The following is a 16,711-nucleotide window of genomic DNA, read 5'->3' on the forward strand; positions in this document are numbered from 1 at the left end:
ATAATACAGGTTTTCGTATTCGGCTGGAGGCATATCGCCAATCGGCTCGAGAATGCGGCGATGGTTAAACCAGTCGACCCAGGTCGCGCTCCTGGTCAATGAATGCCACCATTACTTCGGTTTGCGGTCGGGCTCCGCCTGGGCGAAAAAAGCGGCAGCCTTGCGCAAGATTTCATTAGCGCGCTTCAGCTCGCGGACTTAGCCCTCCAGCTCTTTAAGGCGGGCTGCGTCACCACTAGTGGTGCCTAGCTTAGTGCCGTTGTCGACTTCCATCTTGTTGACTCATGGTCGTAGAGTCTCAGGTGTATAGCCGATCTTAGAGGCGATAGATGTAATCTCTGCCCAGCGTGATTTATGTTCGTGCTCACCGGTCAACACCATGTGAACTGCGCGTTCCCGTACTTCGGAGGAGTATCCAGGTTGTTTGCTCATTGGCTAATTCTCTCAAGAAAGTTAGCCTCCGAGAAACCCGGGGTGATTCAGGGCGGGCTAGAAACCTGCCTTTACCCAATTAGCCGTTTTTCATTCATGCCAACTTAGAGCCGAAGCCGATAAATACAACTGCAGTTATAGAATTTAGCCACTTTTTAAATTGCGTATTGTCTGTGGTATTTTTGATGCGCGACAACATAAATACCATTGTAGAGAACCACAGAAAGTTAACTATAGAGTGCGCAGTTACCAATACATATGCATTTGTTGTCCCTTCATTTGTGGGTATAAATTGTGGGAAGGCCGCCAAATAGAACATTGATACTTTGGGGTTAAGCACGTTTGTTAAGAACCCCTCTGAAAACGCGGTGCGCACTGAAACAAGCTTAATATTTTTATGAGCCGAATCTGGTAATTTTGGATTTTTAGTTTTGAAAGCACTAGCAAGCGCTTTTATACCAATACAGATTAAATAAGCGGTGCCTAGAATTTTGAAGATAAAAAATGCTTGAGCAGATTGAACGAGAAGTACAGAAATGCCAAATATAGATAATGTACCATGCAAGTAAAAAGCAGCTACAAATCCCAAAATATTAGCGAAGCCTGATTTTTGTCCAGAGAGTGGAACTGTTTTGGCGAGGAGAAAACCATTTGGACTAGGTGAAATAACCAACAAAGCCGCTACCGCTATAAAAGTTATGATGTTATTTATATCCACTCAATTCTTCTTAGACAAAGATAAAGTCTCAATGACTTATGGGCAGAATTTGGGCCGTCCAATTTTTTCTGAATGGTCACTCCCAAGTTGGGTACGAGTAACGATCCTGAAAGATGGTGTGGGGAGGGCGGGCTCGAAGCCCGCCTTTACTCGATTATGCATTTTTTGCTCCCCTGCGCTGAATTGCACTACCAAGATACGCACCCAGCAATGAGGAGGCCACCAATGAAAGGCCATAGATTAGCTCTATATAATAAGCAGTATCACTGAAATTTAGTAGTCCAAAAAGAATAAACGACGGGAGCACTTGCAACGATGAAAGATAAAAAGCGCCCTTTGCGCAAAGATATCCTGTCGTAACCCCCATTACGAAAAACATAATTTGGACTGGACCTATGAGTGTCAATAATTGACTACCAAAGATTTCCGAAAGATAATAAGATAGTTTTTGGGCGTTGCTGATGAATGGCGGCCACAAATACCAGAGTAGGATAACTCCTAACCCGATAGAAAAATGAACTAATTGTGTAAGCGTTTTCATGGCTACTCCAGTTTATTGTTCCGAGGCGGATGCATAACGCCTCAATAATCGACACGCTGCGCGCAGTTTAGCATGTCCGGTGGAGCCCTATAAGGGCGGAAAGAAATTCATCGATTTGTTAAATATTTTCCTGCTCAAGCCTTAACCATCCAGCTATACGGCCATTTTGAATAGACCAACCATCTTTATATGATAGGTCATAAATCTCACGCGATGGACTGAAAGGTCCCGGATTCTGTTGAGTAATCTCTATCTTCATAGAGTCTAGATCAATGTCTGAAACGATTGCCACATGGCCATAGGGATTTGTGATTGATGGTTTGAAAATCAAAATATCCCCATATTTAGGAGCGTCAGCACCGCCGTTACGATATTGTAAAAGTCCTCTAGCAGGGTTCAACTCCCCATGCGATACAGTAGGGTCAAAGAAATCTCTCGCGTGCCCATAAGTATCAGGCATTCTATGCCCGAAATGTTCGTAATAGAACCGCTTTATAAATTCAACACACTGGTACTTCAGGCCGAGGTTATAACCATCGCTAGCAAGATTCCTCTCTAATGCATGGTTCACTCCTCCGTTAAAGTAGACTGTTACGCCATCTAATGAATCGACTATTTCGCCAATTTCTTGATCTCTATTCAAATTCACTGAAATGATTAGCTTGTACCCAACCACGACGAGCGAAATAGATAATATACAGGCAAGTATGTACTTTTTAATTCTTACAACCTCGATACATGGTGACTTTTAACGCCCGCAGCTGTGAGCGACTTGGGGTGCAGCGGAAAGGTGTTCCGACAGCCTGCGCTTGTGTACGCCCAGCATGGGCATGAACTAATAAGGTGGAAGTCCTCTGTAGGAGAACCTAATCAACGGGTTACCGGTGATCATAACTACTAGCCGACGGCAAGGGCAACCCCGCGAGGGGTTGTCTGGAAGAAGCCCAAGCGCAAACCTGCGAGCCGACGAACAGAAAGCGTATATAAGGCCCAGCCCCGGGGACGAGTTAGCACAAGGTAACCAAGTCCACAGGTTCGAGGAGTAGGGACAATACGGCAGTTGTGTAGGGACAGTTCCTGTTCTTATCCGGGGAGATCTACGCTACAGGCCAGGGGCGGCCCCAACGCCACGAGGGGGAACCCGCGCGGTGATAGTGCAGAAGTCAGCAGAGGGCATAGTGCCTGGAACCGGCAGGGAGCCGGAGAGGGGGAAGGCCCGAACATTAAATAAAGAGAGTGAGACATCACTACCTTATGAGGATATCCGGTTGTGACAAACGACGTTCAATCTCATAGCGGCAGTGATTTGTTCCCAGCTTTGGAGAGTAACCTGTATGCTCAGATGCTGGCACCGGAGAACCTGCGTACTGCCTGAAAGCAAGTGCGTCGGAACAAAGGCGCAATTGGTGTCGATGGTATCTCCATCGAAGATTATCTCCAGTGGATAAAGTCACGCTGGTCCGCACTGCGCCGAGCCCTGGTTGAGAGCTACTACCAGCCCCAACCCGTCAAACGGATCGCAATACCCAAGCCCTCAGGGGGTGAATGCCACCTGGGGATACCCAGGGTAATGGCACACTGGTGTACCGGTTGTGTGTCAGATTTGGTCTGAACTAATACAACTTACCCCCAATGTGCCTAAAACAAAACTCTACGATCTCCCAAGCAGATTTTTCAGCAGTGGCAAAATCACCGTCATTTGACGCCACCGCAACAACGACATTCGACGTAGGCTCAAATACAAGTAACGCATACCACATAGTGTCTGATCCATTATGCCAATATATAGCCCCATTAAACCAATCATTTTCGACTCTTTTAGCCCAACCGAAAGCATAATTCTCTAGTTTAACTGTATGCAGTTTTCTATAGGTTTTAGCTTTCAGGAGCTTTCCCGCTCCCAATTCCCCCTGCAAGTGGTCATTAGCATATAAAGTAAGATCTCGAAGCGTCATATGTACCGCCCCCGCAGGATCAACAACAGGGGACATCTCCGAACCAGGCACAAAGAAACCCAAGAGCCTCCTATGCCCAACAGGCTGCGCGAGTCTTTCCTGGTCGCCGTTTGGATGTCCAAAACCTGCTGAGCCCAAGTTCAAGGGAATAAACACTTCCTTAGCCACTAGCTGTTTCCATGACTTGTCTGTGACTTTTTCAGCGATAACTGAGGCAATTACATAACCTACATTAGAATAAAGATATTTTGTTCCAGCTATATTCTTGGGACGATTTCTCAATACCCGAAGAACCTCTATCTCCCTTAATTTTCTTTCAGAATCGCCATGGGCAGGAGCTGTGAAAAAAGTCGTGTAAAAAGAAAAATTTTCTTTTGCACCCGAAGTGGCAGTCAATAATTGCTCAACCGTAACATCTAACCACGCTTCATGTATATCGGGGTATTCCTGAAATACATCTTTAACTCTTGTTTTCCACGCCAGCTTACCATCTTCAATTAGACGCGCAATCATTGTCGCTGTAATGGATTTTGTTATTGATCCAATATGCCATTTTTCAGCATCGGTTACCGCTACCCCACTACCTTTTTTCCTCTCTCCCACAGCGGAAGAAAAAACTATCGATCCATTTTTAGTCGCCATGGCAGCAAGAGAAACCAATCCAGTTTCACGTCTTTTCTTAGCTAGAATCGCTGAAAAAACGTCCTCATTTTCTACCTCCCCCCTTAATTTCATATTATTGCTACTTTGTGCAGAGAAAGATAATTCACAATCTAAAAAAACCATTACAAAACACATTTTGATTAGAGTTTTTATTACGTAATCTCTACTCATTAGAAAATCTCATAGATAAGTTATCACTCCATTTTCTTTCTCGGACAGTTTTACTTGAGGAAGAACGCCCTCCGCCGGCAACAGCTGAACACTCATTGACTCCAAAGTGCGTGAAGGTGGATTGATGAACCGCCAACGAACAAGACTCCGGTGAGAGTCGCTGAAACACAAGAGTAAGCGATATTATCAGACCGAAGGTGTGGACTCAATTTGATGTAATCAAGCTGAGCTGTTGAATTGTCGGTCGTAGAGGGTGCTGCCAACAGGCAAAAAAATGGAATGTCGAGAGCTTTCTGGCTACGCATCCAATTTACGATGCTGAGGCCATCCCGACTCTCTCAAGCTGGATATTCCAAGGTGGCAATGCTTCGTAATCCTCAACCGAGTGACAGTGAGGAATCTGCTCAAGCATCTCCACATAATACCTGTAGGGGTCAAGGCCATGGAGCTTGGCCGTGCGAATCAAACTGAAATGTAGGCACAACGCTTTAGCGCCATTGACCGAAGATGTAAACAGAAAGTTCTTACGAGCCATCACAAAGGGCTTGATCTCCTGCTCAGTCAAGTTGTTGTCGATTTCCAATCGACCGTCGTCGAGGAATGCACACAACCCGCTCCAATATTTCAGGCAGTAATGCATAGCCTTACCCAGCGGCGATTTGGGTAGCACTTGCGAATGGTGCTCATCCAGCCAGCACTTCAAGGCGGTTATAACGGGTTTGGACTCTTGTTGCCGCAATTCATGCCTCTGTTTCGATGACAGGTGGCTGTCTTTGGCTTTGCGCTCAATGCGATAAAGCTTCCTGTAAAATTGCATAGCTCGCTTTGCCAGTCCGTCCCCTTGCGCCGCTCTTGCTATGGGTTCAAATTTTCGTCGGGCATGTGCATTGCAGTGATTTGGGTTTACAGATGTCCGCTCAAACAACAATTCAAAAAATGGATCAGCATCGCAATGCAGAGTACCTTCAAAGTCGGCAAACCAGTCTCTCACGAAGCTTTTGTGATCCGATGCATTATATTCATAGATGATAGCCTCCTTGCTCGGAGAGCCGCCTCGAAACAGTAGGCATAAGATTTTCGGCTTGCTGGTCGGCCAGGTTCATTAAGAACCTGTAGTGATGTAGCGTCCAAAGCCCCAATATCGTAGCCAATCACCCCATCTTTTAGCAAATTGATCAGTGGCTGTAGGGGAGTGGCACAATCGATAACAGTGCGGGCCATAGTTTGACGGGGAAAGCTGAATCCGGCGCGAGTCTCAAGCTGTTTTTCCAGATGATAGAAGGGTTGACGATCATCTAGCTTGCTGACTATGAGGTGAGCCAGAACGGATTCGGTAAACTTACCCTTGGGTAGGATATGCTTTGGCTTGGGAGCAGTAACTATTTGGTCTGCACAGCCTTTGGGACAGGCTACCTTCTCCCGCAGCTCAACAATCACCTCATATACCGGGGGTATGTAGTTCAAACGCTCATGTCGCTCGTAATCAACAAGATTCTTTTGGTAGCCACATGCACAGATCTTATCCTGTTCTGGGACAGGGATTACCATCTCTTTTCTTGGCAGGCTCTGAGCAAAGGTCTTGTTTGTTTTCCTGTGACGTTTGTGTCCTGCAATACTAACCACGCCACCCTGGTCTTTATCGCTATCATCATCACCGCTCTCTACAGAACCTTCATCTCGAACTTCTGTACTATCAAACAGCAACCCCTGAGGATCATTAGGGTCTTCATATCGCTCAGAGCGCCGACTAAAGAATGAGCGCTGGAGTTGCTTAAATTGAAATAAGAGCTGATTGTAGGCCTTTTCAAAATATTTGCACCGCTGGTGCGAGTGTTTGAGTTCTCGTGTGAGCTGGTCAACCTGGCGCTGTAGCGCATCATCGGTAGCCATTGGGTTTTCCAATGTTAATTTATACGTGGATTATACAATATAAATCTATTCTTCAGACTCCGCATACATCAATAAAATCGTGAAAATGATAGTTTTTCTGGTTCTTTTTTCTGATTAAAATACAAACCGGAAAGCATCCAATGTAATTGAGAAATCGATAACTCTATTGTGTCATTTGAGATACATGGAAAGATAAACCTCGATTTTTCGTTTCTCGTATAGAGGAGCCAGAATCCATTATCTTCCCAGTAGAGAAGACGAATTTTATCGGTCTTTTTGTTGCGAAAAACAAAGAGTTGACCGGATGTTGGATCTTTGTTCAATGTATCGGCCACCAATAACACGATACCATCGATTTGTTTGCGAAAATCAATCGGCTGGCGGTAAAGCCAGACTTTGGTATTGAACGGTAGCCACATCGCATTTACAGACCCATAAGGCCAGGGATTTCCGCCAGCAGAGCTGGGCTATTGATCACCAGCTTTATACCATTAGGAAATTCTAATACGCCCAGGTTTCCCGTAGGGGCTGCGGGAGGCTTGATATCTACAGGAACAAAGTCAGGGGTATCAGGCACAGGAGTTTGATCAGATAGTTTGCGGTGCCAGTAGAGGAATTTGCTGTAGCTCAAATTGTGCTTGCGAGTATAGGCCCGCTTGGATTGAGAGCTTTTTTCATAGGCGCTCACATTGCTTAGCCACTTTTGCTGATTCATGAGGCTGTCCCCCGAAGTAGATGGAGGGGGTATCATGGCAGCCTGACAAAGCAAATTGAATAATGTGGTTCACGTACCGCTTACGATCTAGCTAGGCTGTCACCGATACTGACCCTTCTAACACCCAAATCTGCTAGTTCTGCAAAAGAAACATCCGAACCACTTAAGCCCATAACCACATTAATTGGGCCAGAAATTTCTTTGACCAACGTTGATACTGTTGCTTTATCACTAACACCAGGCACAAACAGGCAATCTGCTCCAGCTTCGCGATATAGATTTGCTCGTTGAATAGCTTGGTCAAGGTTTGCTGGATGACCAGCATTCATTTCATCTGTACGGCCAACGAGTACAAATGACACCTCTGAATTATCGATTTCTCGACGGGCAACCTTAATGCGCTCTATAGAAAGCTCGATGTTATAAAGTGGGCAAGATAAATCGCCTGAGTAATCTTCAATATTGCCCCCAACAGCCCCTGCCTCTATTGCTTGCTAAATTGTTTGAGGAACCTCTTCAGACTCTACCCCAAATCCTGCCTCCAAATCTGCATTGACAGGAACGCTGACTGAGTTAGCGATAGCACTAATTTTAGTTATCATTTCATCCCTGCTTAGCCGGACATCCTTTGAGCAAAATACATTATCAGGGCGGCCCAAAGAGAAAGCTACTCTTGCACTTGTAGTTCCTATGCATTCAAATCCGGCAGCTACGAGCATTTTGGCACTTCCAATATCCCATGCATTGGGCATTAAGATGCAGCCTTTTTTCGTATGCATTGAGTGGAATTTCTCAGTCTTTTCCTTATGGGTAATACTCATAACTCGATTCCTGCTAGAACATAACGCTTTGCTAAACAGTAGCCGGAACGCAGTGTAGGCTGTCCGGCGGATGACGCGATTTTGGCGAACGGAACGAATTTCAGCAACTTGTTATAGATAAACATTACGCAGCTTCTTTCTTGGGAGGTTCTTTCTCAATATTAGAAGGAACAAATAAACAATAACAAGCGAAGCAATAGCTGCCGTAACACCACCGCATGATTACAGCCCTTTTAACCTTCAATGTCTTCCGTTTGCCAATTAAGTAACGCAGTGACATTACAGCGGAAAACCAAACTAAGATCATAACCCCGGATACGATTGAATTAGGAAAAACCTAACACATGTTTCTCGACTGCCCGCATCGTTATAACGCCTGCCAGTAGGGACGCAGGTTACTGCGTTCCTCGGGCTGGCTTTGTTCTGTGTTTTTTGATTACCCAACAAACTGTGGAACCTTATCCTTTAAGATTCTTATAAGCTTGTCATCCATGTAGTCATAATCATCAGGTATTCCAAGGCAAATTATACTTTGATTCTTAATTTGTTCTCGAAATTTCTTTTTAAATTTCTTCTTGTGGGCTTGCTCCATCACAAAGATGTAATCCGCCCACTCGACATCTTCAGTGCTAATGTAAACCTCTGCACCAGTATTTAATCCAGCAGATCGAACATCCCAGCCATCTGTTTCACAAAAGACGGATTCGGCAGTTGGACTTCTCAACTTATTTTGGCTGCACAGGAACAGTATATTTTTCATTTATTCATCCGACACAGAACATTTAAATGCTGATCACCATGACCAGTATTTCCTTGATCAGTATTTCTGGATTATTTACACGCCAAATTATTAAAAAATTACTGTAAATCAATCTGATACGATAGTTTAGTACTATCGAACCACCAGGAATAATGATCACTACGGCCAGTATCCCAAAAATCACCAATAAATGTAATCCCTTGTATTTATTAGCTTTTAGGAGGAATAAGCCCTTCACTGCGAAAATAACGGTCACAGTGATCGAAATGCCGGCTCGTATCTGGTCATATTGCCTGTAAAACTGCACCACTCTCCAGATAGGCGTATCGCCAGGCGTTCTCCCTCTCGCCCGTTGACACAGCTTTCCGGTACAGCCACGGCAGCGCCGGCTGCAGTGATCAAGCCTTGCGCATCTGCGCCGGCACCAATGCGGAGCAGAAGAGTACAGGCTTGCCGTCTTGACTGTGCTTACCTTCCCAGGAAGCGCACGAGAAGGTAAGCGTTTGCCGTGCTGCTTGGGGCTGCTACGGCTTTCGAGGTGCCCGCTCAGCGCTATGTCTTTTTATTGGGTCGCTGCTTGAATGGCCTGGGGGTGGCTGGGGGCTGATCGGTTGGGTCCTCCTCCAGCGCCCAGGCTTCTTCTAACAGTTGCAGTAAACGCACGGCCCGCATCACGCGGTTGCCCTTGCCGGGCGCAATGTGCAGGTCCACAACCTTATCTCTGATGGCGACCGGCGTGATAATAAAATACCCACCCAGGTGCAACGGCTGAAACAATCGACAGGGTAATATAGGCATCTTTATAGGCTCCTTGAGTCACCTGTGGCGGAAAGGTGCAGAAAAAGCACATCGCTTTGCGCGGTTTCTCTCGCCGCAGGTGCGATCCGTGTGGGGAAAGAAAAGGGAAACTTGCAGAAAGGGTGTGGGGCCAGAGAGGCGGTGCGCGGCTGAAGTAAAAGACCACACCAATCATCACGCAACGCCACAGCACACTCCGCCGCCAGGGGCGAAAGTGACTCGAAAAGCTCGTCTTCAGGGAGACGTTGATTGAAGACGAACGAGTGTATGGCGTATCATTCAAGACAGCCTCGCTAGATACTTATCTTATCTATTGGGGTTAGCCATCTCTCGGTGTTCCAGCACTGGGAGGTGGCGTTTTTCTCTCATTTACGCGGTCATGATGCGGTCCTTTTTTGTTTGAATGTTTTGCGATTGGATTTCCCGCGAGCGCTGCGGTTACAGGGCGCTCGTGGGATAAATAATGATCGTTGCGCTGTTTTTTTATTTATTTTTCTTTGCTTGCACCGGTGATGCGGTTGGGCGCTAGGGTAGCAGACCTACGGTATTCGATTTTTGCAAAAAAAGTCAATCAAGCTGAAGCTTTAGGCGACACTAAATGTAGTTTCCCACTGGCTGGCAAAGCTATTCGCAGTAGAGTAAGGAATTAGCAATCAATTCCAAAGGAAACCAGGGTTTGTTCGATATGGGCTAGCTGGGTGAAATTTCACCATCCGAACGATGTGTTTGAATGAATCGCCGTCTGTGAAACCAAGAAACATAGCTTAGTACACATTTTTTGGAAGGGTTTGTCGCCTTGTGTGGGTCTTGTAAACACAGGTTGTTAGTATCCGCGGAAACAACTAAAAAAAGAGTACAGGCTATGAAGAGGCGAAATGGTCTATTTTGGCTACTCCTGCTCCATGCGCTCTTCTATTGCCTCACAGCCTGCACGGATTATGAAGCGGCACCCAGAGCAGCCGATACCGGCCAATCGCCTCTGGCAGCGCGCATTGCGGGCCAGGAGATCCGCCTTGAGAAGATCGACAACGCCCTGCAACTGGCGTTATATGATTTGGCAGAAATGCAGTATGCGTTGCGCGTAGGCAGGATTTATGAGTTGGCAGATAAAAATAACCATAAAAAGGCAGTGGAAATTCTTTTGCCGGTTCCGGTGCCCCCCCGCATTGAGTTATCCAGCAAATCCCGCCTATTTCGGGGCAATCCCAAGGCCCCAATTACCATTTCCGTATTCTGCTCTTTTCAGTCGCCACACTGTAAATCCATTCAACCGGTGCTGAGGCGGTTGGCGGAACGATACAGGGGGTGGACAAGGCAGGCGCACTTGGATTTCCCCCTGAAATTCCACAAGCAGGGGGTGCAAGCCGCTCATGCAGCCCGTTGTGCGGCAGAGCAGGGCGGCTACTGGAAGTATCACGATGCTTTATATGTGCAAACACCCAGGCTTGATGGGAAACTCTATTTAGCGCTGGCGCAGCGCTTACAGCTTGATGGAGCCCGCTTTCAGCACTGTATAAAAGATGCGGACATCAGGTCGAAAGTTCTGAAAGACCGAAAGATGGCGATGGACCTGGGGTTGAAAAATGTTCCCGTGGTATTGATTAACGGGTTATATCTCAAGGGGTCGCGCACGTTTGAGCAATACGCTTATTGGGTGGACAGAGAGTTGCACAGCATGGGTGTCTCAACAGGTGAAAAGTATGTATGGCGGGACTCCAATGGAATCAATGACAGGGACCTGCCTTTTACCACACTGCCTTTGGCACTGGTGGGGGTTAGTGAATCGAGTGCCGAGGAAAACTCGAAAGGGTTGATTGAGGTGGAACAGACACGGGCACAGTATTTTACCCTGGGGCAGCAACTGCTGCCAAACGTATCATTGCTACGGCTTCATCGCAGGTTTGCGGTCATTGACCATCATGGCAGTCTGGAAAAGCTGCCACTTAAAGGGGAGATGGCTACTGATATTCCACTCACGGATTCCCACCAACAGAGCGAGGCCGCCAGGCAGCGGATTGAGCAGCCTCTGGGGCCCGGTACCGGCAGGTTAATCGAACCATCCGGGGTTTTAACCCTGGGGCAGGCGTGGTTGCACAAACAGCTGGCCCAGCGCGAACTGCTGGAAGCAAAATTCACTGAGGCGGCACTTGCAGTAGAGGGGCATCACCTGTTGCGGCTGGAGGGTATTACAGACAGTGAATTCTTTAGCGGGCTTGGCCTGCAGGAAAATGATGTGTTACTGCGTGTGAATGACAGCTGGGTGCACAGTGGGCAAAATACCTTGTGGGAGGCGCTCACCAGTGGCCGGATCATTGACGTTACCTTTATGCGCAAGGGGCTGCCGTACCGCTTACAGTATGTGGTGGAAGAGCTTGGTTACTTTGAAGGAGATCCCGATAAAGGCAGGGACTGAGCTTCGCTCAGGCTGGGCCAGCTATTTATCCGCAAATCAAGTGGCTTGCCATAGTTATGGTGACAAGTAAATTTTCGATAAATAGCTGGGCCCAGTGTTCACCGGGCAGAGTTAATGACTATTTATCCGGATTTCCATCCCACATAATATTTGCCAGGATATTTTGCCCCTGGATACTGGGATGGAAACAATCCCCACCATCAATATCATCTTTGCCAAACAGGAAGGTGCCGCCATTGACTTCGTCTTCACCGGTATATTCGGCAATAACCTCTACGCCATTTGTGCCGTTATAGTCCTCTGCCTGCTCTGCCAGTATTGCATTGTAACGCCGCTGGACAGCGCTAATGCCGTTATAGCGGGTGGCGAAATCCTCGCCGTTCAAGGTACCGCCATTGGTGGCAATACGGCAGATGCCAAAGGTGGACCAGACATTTTCACAGTCCACCCCTGAATCCCCGCTCTGCTTTTCCAGGCCCGCAGCACGCAGGTCCTGTACACGGGGCACCGAACCCAACACTATTGTGGAGCCATTGGGTAGGCCAGCGACCAGCTTATCCAATCCCGCGCGGATAGCCGATCGCCACTCGTTGTCGGTATACAGCGGGTCACTGCAATTGGCCGGATCAATACACCCCCGGTTGCAGATATCGTTACCGCCGAGCACAACCTCCACATGATCCGCGAGTGTACTCTGGGTAAGAATGCGGTCCGCCTGTATTGAAAAGTTATCACCACCACTGCGCATCTCGGCACCGGATTCGGCTGCATTTTTATTCGCGGCTATATTGGGCAAAGTCAATTTATATTTGTCGTGCACACTGTCAACCGAATTGTCATCCCCATCAAACCACGAATGCTCGGGCTGATCACCTTGCAGCAGGCAAAACAAATCAAAGATAGTTGTATTGCGCGTGCAGTCCGCAGCGAACGCCATGGTGATACTGTCACCGGCGGCGACGGCTTTGGAGGGGGTTGCCACTGAGTGCTCGACCGACAGGATACCTAGCGCTAACGCTGTTATAACACCGTACTTATTCCACATTGTTTTTCTCCCACACCGACTTTCGTCGAAGGTTGTTATTGTTGTTTCTGCTACGGTGAACGCGCTGGATTGTAAAACAGGGTCAGAGAAGTGGAATTATGAATGCTATGGACTAATCGGTCAGATTTGGATAACTTGAAGTGGGTTGGAATTCTGTCGCCTGGTGCTTTCGCAAGAGGGAGCTTTTAAGGCCAGGGGGGTTGTTTAGCGGCTTCATACTGCCCCGGTCAAAGGCACCGCACACACAGATGCGCCTTGTTCCCCTCCGGTGGTTTCCACTATACTGCGCAACAACTTGTCGGAGCGCCTGTGGGCTGAGATCGCTGCTGCGAGATCCGTTGAACCTGATCGGGGTAACTTCCGCGTAGGGAACAAGATCCGAAGTCGTCGCTGGATTATACAGGGGTGGCTTTTCTCTTACTTTTTGCCCTGGACGCTGCGCCCTTTATTTTTTGCAAGCCACGGGGTCAAGCATGTCCGAAAATACCAAGCAGCCTGGGAAAGCCGGGAAATCCTCCCGCGCCGCCAGCCGCGATTCCGCGAAGTCCTTCCTGGAAAATCTTACCGCTCAGTCCTTCCCTAATTCCAGCAAGGTCTACCTGCCAGGTGAGACTGTCGATATCCGGGTGGGCGCCCGTCAAATTGACCTGAGTGACAGTGTTGTGGGAGGAGATGACAAGGATCCGGTACTGGAGCCCAATGCACCGCTGATGGTGTATGACACTGCCGGCCCCTACTCAGACCCCAATGTCAAAGTGGATGTCCGCGCGGGGTTGCCCCGGTTTCGCCAAGCCTGGATTGAGGCGCGCGACGATACCGAGCAATTGGGTTCCCGGCAGGCAGCCTATAGCCAAGGGCGTATGGCGGATCGGGGGCTGGATCATATCCGCTTTGAAAAACTGCCGGGCCCGCGCCGCGCCAGGGCCGGCAACAATGTTTCGCAGATGCACTACGCCCGCCGCGGCATCATCACGCCGGAAATGGCGTATATCGCAGTACGCGAGAATATGGGCCGTGCACAACAGGGGGGTGTGCCAGGGGAGCAGGAATACCAGAGGGCCCGCGAGGGTATTTATATCCCCGAGCAAATCACTCCGGAATTTGTGCGCAGGGAAGTGGCAGAGGGCCGCGCGATCATTCCCGCCAACATCAACCACCCGGAAGTGGAGCCGATGATTATCGGACGCAACTTTCTGTGCAAGGTGAATGCCAATATCGGCAATTCCGCCATTACCTCCTCTATCGAAGAGGAGGTGGAGAAGCTGGTGTGGTCGACCAAGTGGGGCGCGGACACGGTGATGGATCTCTCCACCGGCGCCAATATTCATGAAACCCGCGAGTGGATATTGCGCAATTCGCCGGTGCCTATCGGCACGGTGCCCATCTACCAGGCGCTGGAGAAGGTGGATGGCATTGCCGAAGCACTGACCTGGGAGGTCTATCGGGACACCCTGATCGAACAGGCGGAGCAGGGTGTGGATTATTTTACCATCCACGCCGGGGTCCTGCTGCGCTATGTGCCGCTCACTGCCAAGCGCATGACCGGCATCGTATCCCGCGGCGGTTCCATTATGGCCAAGTGGTGTCTGAGTCACCACAAAGAGAATTTCCTCTACACCCACTTTGAGGAAATCTGTGAAATCATGAAGGCCTATGATGTGAGTTTCAGCCTCGGTGACGGTCTGCGCCCGGGGTCTATTGCCGATGCCAATGACGAAGCCCAGTTCGGTGAACTGCGCACCCTGGGTGAATTGACCGAAATCGCCTGGAGGCACGATATACAGACCATGATCGAAGGCCCCGGCCATGTGGCCATCCATAAAATCAAGGAGAATATGGATGAGCAGCTGAAGCATTGCCACGGTGCGCCTTTCTACACCCTGGGTCCCTTGACAACCGATATCGCCCCCGGCTATGACCACATTACCTCCGGCATCGGTGCCGCGCTGATCGGCACTTATGGCTGCGCCATGCTGTGCTATGTGACCCCAAAAGAGCATCTGGGCCTACCCAATAAAGAGGATGTCAAAGAGGGGTTGATGGCCTATAAGATTGCCGCGCATGCTGCGGATCTGGCCAAGGGGCACCCCCGCGCTCAGAAACGCGATGACGCCCTCTCCAAAGCCCGTTTTGAATTTCGCTGGGAGGATCAGTTCAACCTGGGTCTCGATCCGCAGCGGGCGCGGTCTTATCACGACGAAACCCTGCCGAAGGAATCCGGCAAGGTCGCGCACTTCTGCTCTATGTGTGGCCCCAAGTTTTGTTCCATGAAGATTAGCCAGGACGTACGTGATTACGCTGCCAAGCGCGAGGCGGAACAGGGCATGGAAGAAATGGCGATCAAGTTTAAGGACATGGGTAGCGAGATTTACCATAAGGGCGAATGATTCCCACTGGGCAGGGTTTCAGGGCTATGTTTCCCTACCGGGAAAAGACGGGTACCCGGTGTGCGGCAGTGATCAGGGTGATTGCTGCCGGCCGGTGCCCAAATGCTATTGGAGCGACAGGTGGTCAATGACTAGTGAAAGCAAAGCGAGAATCGCCATTGCCGGGGGCGGCCTGCTGGGCCGCCTGCTCGCTTGGCGTTTATCCCGGCGGGAGCTGGATATTACTCTGTTCGAGGCGGGCGATTTGTCTTTGCCCGCAGGCGCCTGCTGGGCCGCAGCGGGTATGATCTCGCCCCTGTCCGAGTTGGTGCAGGGGGAAAAGGAGATTTATACCCTGGGGCTTGAGAGCCTTAAACTTTGGGTGGGCTGGAGTAAGCAGCTCGAAAAGCAAACCGGCCGCACGGTGGAATTTCGCCAGGCGGGCAGTGTGCTGGTTGCCCACGGCAAAGACAGAAGTGAATTGGCACAATTTCTGCGCGATCTACACGCCAAGCTGGGTGATCTGGAAAAAGACCAGGTGCAGTCTTTGGACGCCGGGGCACTGGGTGCGTTGGAACCCGCATTGGAGCGTTTTGAACAGGGTTTGTTCTTACGGGGTGAAGCGGATATCAACAACCATCGCCTCTTGCCCCTGTTGCTCAGCGCTTTGCGCCAGCAGGGTGTGGCACTGCGCGAGCGCACGAAAGTGCGCTGTGAGCAAAACCGGATTTGTTTTACCGAAGGGGAGGAGCAGTTCGACTGTGTGATCGACTGCCGCGGTCTCGGTGCCAAAGACGGTATTGAAGGGCTGCGCGGTGTGCGCGGTGAAGTGATGGTGGTGGAATCCCGCGAGGTGGTTTTGCAGCGTCCGGTGCGTCTGCTGCACCCTCGTTACAGTCTCTATGCGGTGCCCCGCAGTGACGGTCGCACGGTGATTGGTGCCACTGAAATTGAAAGTGAGGACATGTCTCCGATTTCCGTGCGCTCCAGTATGGAGCTGTCCTCCGCACTCTTCTCCCTCAATCCGGCATTCGCCGAAGCGCGGATCGTGGAGACGCGGGTACACTGCCGCCCCGCCACGTTGGACAACAGGCCGCTGATACACAATGCCCAGGGCCAGATCCGTGTAAACGGTCTCTATCGCCACGGTTACCTGCTGGCACCGGCAATGGTGCAACAGGTGGAAGAGATAGTGACAGAACAGCTTCTACAGGTGGTTTGATGCAGGTTTTTGTGAACGGTGAAGTGCACACGCTGGCCTCTTCTGTGGCGCTGGCCGCCCTGTTGCAGCAGTTGGGGTATTGCGGCGAGGCCTTCGCCGTGGCGGTGAATGGCCGCTTTGTCCCGCGCACGGAGTATGCCGCAACCGCCATCCATCAAGATGATCGCCTCGATATTGTTGCGCCGGTAGTGGGGGGGTGAG

At 49.6% G+C, this 16,711-nt stretch carries 16 protein-coding genes, 2 pseudogenes, 1 riboswitch and 1 other annotated feature; of the genes and pseudogenes, 5 read left to right on the plus strand and 13 right to left on the minus strand.

The window, feature by feature from the left end; all coding sequences use genetic code 11:
- Positions 1-53: 53 nt before the first annotated feature.
- Positions 54-154, minus strand: a sequence feature (AL1L pseudoknot).
- From Q1A48_RS15630 to Q1A48_RS15645, 4 genes and pseudogenes are all read right to left on the minus strand, one after another.
- A pseudogene (locus Q1A48_RS15630) lies at positions 95-432 on the minus strand (IS3 family transposase); the annotation flags it as partial. (Overlaps the previous feature by 60 nt.)
- Positions 433-526: 94 nt before the next feature.
- Positions 527-1,150, minus strand: coding sequence for a LysE family translocator (locus Q1A48_RS15635; RefSeq protein ID WP_299946715.1), 624 nt, complete (start codon positions 1,148-1,150; stop codon positions 527-529).
- Between the two features lie 154 nt (positions 1,151-1,304).
- The gene (locus Q1A48_RS15640) at positions 1,305-1,691 is read right to left on the minus strand and encodes a hypothetical protein (protein WP_299946716.1); all 387 of its coding nucleotides are present in this window, start codon (positions 1,689-1,691) and stop codon (positions 1,305-1,307) included.
- Positions 1,692-1,809: 118 nt separating this feature from the next.
- Complete coding sequence (locus Q1A48_RS15645; RefSeq protein WP_299946717.1) at positions 1,810-2,334, minus strand: CHAP domain-containing protein; 525 nt, start codon at positions 2,332-2,334, stop codon at positions 1,810-1,812.
- A 738-nt stretch (positions 2,335-3,072) separates the two neighbouring features.
- Here Q1A48_RS15645 and Q1A48_RS15650 point away from each other — a divergent pair.
- Entirely contained in the window at positions 3,073-3,303 is a 231-nt protein-coding gene (locus Q1A48_RS15650; RefSeq protein WP_299946719.1) for a hypothetical protein, read from the plus strand.
- Between the two features lies 1 nt (position 3,304).
- Here Q1A48_RS15650 and Q1A48_RS15655 read toward each other — a convergent pair whose 3' ends face one another.
- The 8 genes and pseudogenes from Q1A48_RS15655 to Q1A48_RS15685 all read right to left on the minus strand — a co-directional run bounded on the left by Q1A48_RS15655 (position 3,305) and on the right by Q1A48_RS15685 (position 9,464).
- A complete protein-coding gene (locus Q1A48_RS15655; protein WP_299946720.1) occupies positions 3,305-4,480 on the minus strand; it encodes a serine hydrolase domain-containing protein in 1,176 nt (391 codons plus the stop codon).
- Between the two features lie 310 nt (positions 4,481-4,790).
- The gene (locus Q1A48_RS15660; protein ID WP_299946721.1) at positions 4,791-5,471 is read right to left on the minus strand and encodes an IS66 family transposase; all 681 of its coding nucleotides are present in this window, start codon (positions 5,469-5,471) and stop codon (positions 4,791-4,793) included.
- On the minus strand, positions 5,468-6,370 hold the full coding sequence (locus Q1A48_RS15665) for a transposase (protein ID WP_299946722.1): 903 nt from the start codon (positions 6,368-6,370) through the stop codon (positions 5,468-5,470). The genes Q1A48_RS15660 and Q1A48_RS15665 overlap by 4 nt, the downstream gene beginning before the upstream one ends.
- A 68-nt stretch (positions 6,371-6,438) precedes the next feature.
- Positions 6,439-6,789, minus strand: a complete 351-nt coding sequence (gene tnpB / locus Q1A48_RS21880; protein WP_366523424.1) for an IS66 family insertion sequence element accessory protein TnpB — start codon at positions 6,787-6,789, stop codon at positions 6,439-6,441.
- Between the two features lie 5 nt (positions 6,790-6,794).
- Positions 6,795-7,085, minus strand: coding sequence for a hypothetical protein (locus tag Q1A48_RS15670; RefSeq protein ID WP_299946723.1), 291 nt, complete (start codon positions 7,083-7,085; stop codon positions 6,795-6,797).
- Between the two features lie 80 nt (positions 7,086-7,165).
- A pseudogene (locus tag Q1A48_RS15675) lies at positions 7,166-7,906 on the minus strand (isocitrate lyase/phosphoenolpyruvate mutase family protein).
- Positions 7,907-8,342: 436 nt separating this feature from the next.
- Positions 8,343-8,666, minus strand: a complete 324-nt coding sequence (locus tag Q1A48_RS15680; RefSeq protein WP_299946726.1) for a phosphotyrosine protein phosphatase — start codon at positions 8,664-8,666, stop codon at positions 8,343-8,345.
- A 552-nt stretch (positions 8,667-9,218) separates the two neighbouring features.
- Complete coding sequence (locus Q1A48_RS15685; RefSeq protein WP_299946728.1) at positions 9,219-9,464, minus strand: hypothetical protein; 246 nt, start codon at positions 9,462-9,464, stop codon at positions 9,219-9,221.
- Positions 9,465-10,326: 862 nt separating this feature from the next.
- Between Q1A48_RS15685 and Q1A48_RS15690 the strand changes: the two genes are divergently transcribed.
- Positions 10,327-11,877, plus strand: coding sequence for a thioredoxin domain-containing protein (locus Q1A48_RS15690; protein ID WP_299946730.1), 1,551 nt, complete (start codon positions 10,327-10,329; stop codon positions 11,875-11,877).
- 118 nt (positions 11,878-11,995) lie between these two features.
- Here Q1A48_RS15690 and Q1A48_RS15695 read toward each other — a convergent pair whose 3' ends face one another.
- Positions 11,996-12,922: an SGNH/GDSL hydrolase family protein gene (locus Q1A48_RS15695; RefSeq protein ID WP_299946732.1), complete on the minus strand. Its 927-nt coding sequence runs from the start codon at positions 12,920-12,922 to the stop codon at positions 11,996-11,998.
- Between the two features lie 289 nt (positions 12,923-13,211).
- A riboswitch (TPP riboswitch) is annotated at positions 13,212-13,310 on the plus strand.
- Between the two features lie 85 nt (positions 13,311-13,395).
- On the opposite strand from Q1A48_RS15695, the gene thiC reads away from it, so the two are divergent.
- From thiC to thiS, 3 genes are all read left to right on the plus strand, one after another.
- Positions 13,396-15,309, plus strand: a complete 1,914-nt coding sequence (gene thiC, locus Q1A48_RS15700; RefSeq protein ID WP_299946734.1) for a phosphomethylpyrimidine synthase ThiC — start codon at positions 13,396-13,398, stop codon at positions 15,307-15,309.
- A 127-nt stretch (positions 15,310-15,436) separates the two neighbouring features.
- Positions 15,437-16,510, plus strand: a complete 1,074-nt coding sequence (gene thiO / locus Q1A48_RS15705) for a glycine oxidase ThiO (protein ID WP_299946737.1) — start codon at positions 15,437-15,439, stop codon at positions 16,508-16,510.
- Positions 16,510-16,710: a sulfur carrier protein ThiS gene (gene thiS, locus Q1A48_RS15710; RefSeq protein WP_299946740.1), complete on the plus strand. Its 201-nt coding sequence runs from the start codon at positions 16,510-16,512 to the stop codon at positions 16,708-16,710. Before thiO ends, thiS begins: the two co-directional genes overlap by 1 nt.
- Position 16,711 lies beyond the last annotated feature (1 nt).

This window comes from uncultured Microbulbifer sp., from assembly GCF_947489355.1.
Classification (GTDB): Bacteria; Pseudomonadota; Gammaproteobacteria; order Pseudomonadales; family Cellvibrionaceae; genus Microbulbifer.

Bases quoted from the DNA above. Each gene is read 5' to 3' on its own strand.
- tnpB (WP_366523424.1), bottom strand. From the start codon at position 6,789: ATGTGGCTACCGTTCAATACCAAAGTCTGGCTTTACCGCCAGCCGATT.
- Q1A48_RS15655 (WP_299946720.1), bottom strand. From the start codon at position 4,480: ATGAGTAGAGATTACGTAATAAAAACTCTAATCAAAATGTGTTTTGTA.
- Q1A48_RS15665 (WP_299946722.1), bottom strand. From the start codon at position 6,370: ATGGCTACCGATGATGCGCTACAGCGCCAGGTTGACCAGCTCACACGA.
- thiC (WP_299946734.1), top strand. From the start codon at position 13,396: ATGTCCGAAAATACCAAGCAGCCTGGGAAAGCCGGGAAATCCTCCCGC.
- Q1A48_RS15670 (WP_299946723.1), bottom strand. From the start codon at position 7,085: ATGAATCAGCAAAAGTGGCTAAGCAATGTGAGCGCCTATGAAAAAAGC.
- Q1A48_RS15640 (WP_299946716.1), bottom strand. From the start codon at position 1,691: ATGAAAACGCTTACACAATTAGTTCATTTTTCTATCGGGTTAGGAGTT.
- Q1A48_RS15695 (WP_299946732.1), bottom strand. From the start codon at position 12,922: ATGTGGAATAAGTACGGTGTTATAACAGCGTTAGCGCTAGGTATCCTG.
- Q1A48_RS15690 (WP_299946730.1), top strand. From the start codon at position 10,327: ATGAAGAGGCGAAATGGTCTATTTTGGCTACTCCTGCTCCATGCGCTC.
- Q1A48_RS15680 (WP_299946726.1), bottom strand. From the start codon at position 8,666: ATGAAAAATATACTGTTCCTGTGCAGCCAAAATAAGTTGAGAAGTCCA.
- thiS (WP_299946740.1), top strand. From the start codon at position 16,510: ATGCAGGTTTTTGTGAACGGTGAAGTGCACACGCTGGCCTCTTCTGTG.
- Q1A48_RS15685 (WP_299946728.1), bottom strand. From the start codon at position 9,464: ATGCCTATATTACCCTGTCGATTGTTTCAGCCGTTGCACCTGGGTGGG.
- thiO (WP_299946737.1), top strand. From the start codon at position 15,437: ATGACTAGTGAAAGCAAAGCGAGAATCGCCATTGCCGGGGGCGGCCTG.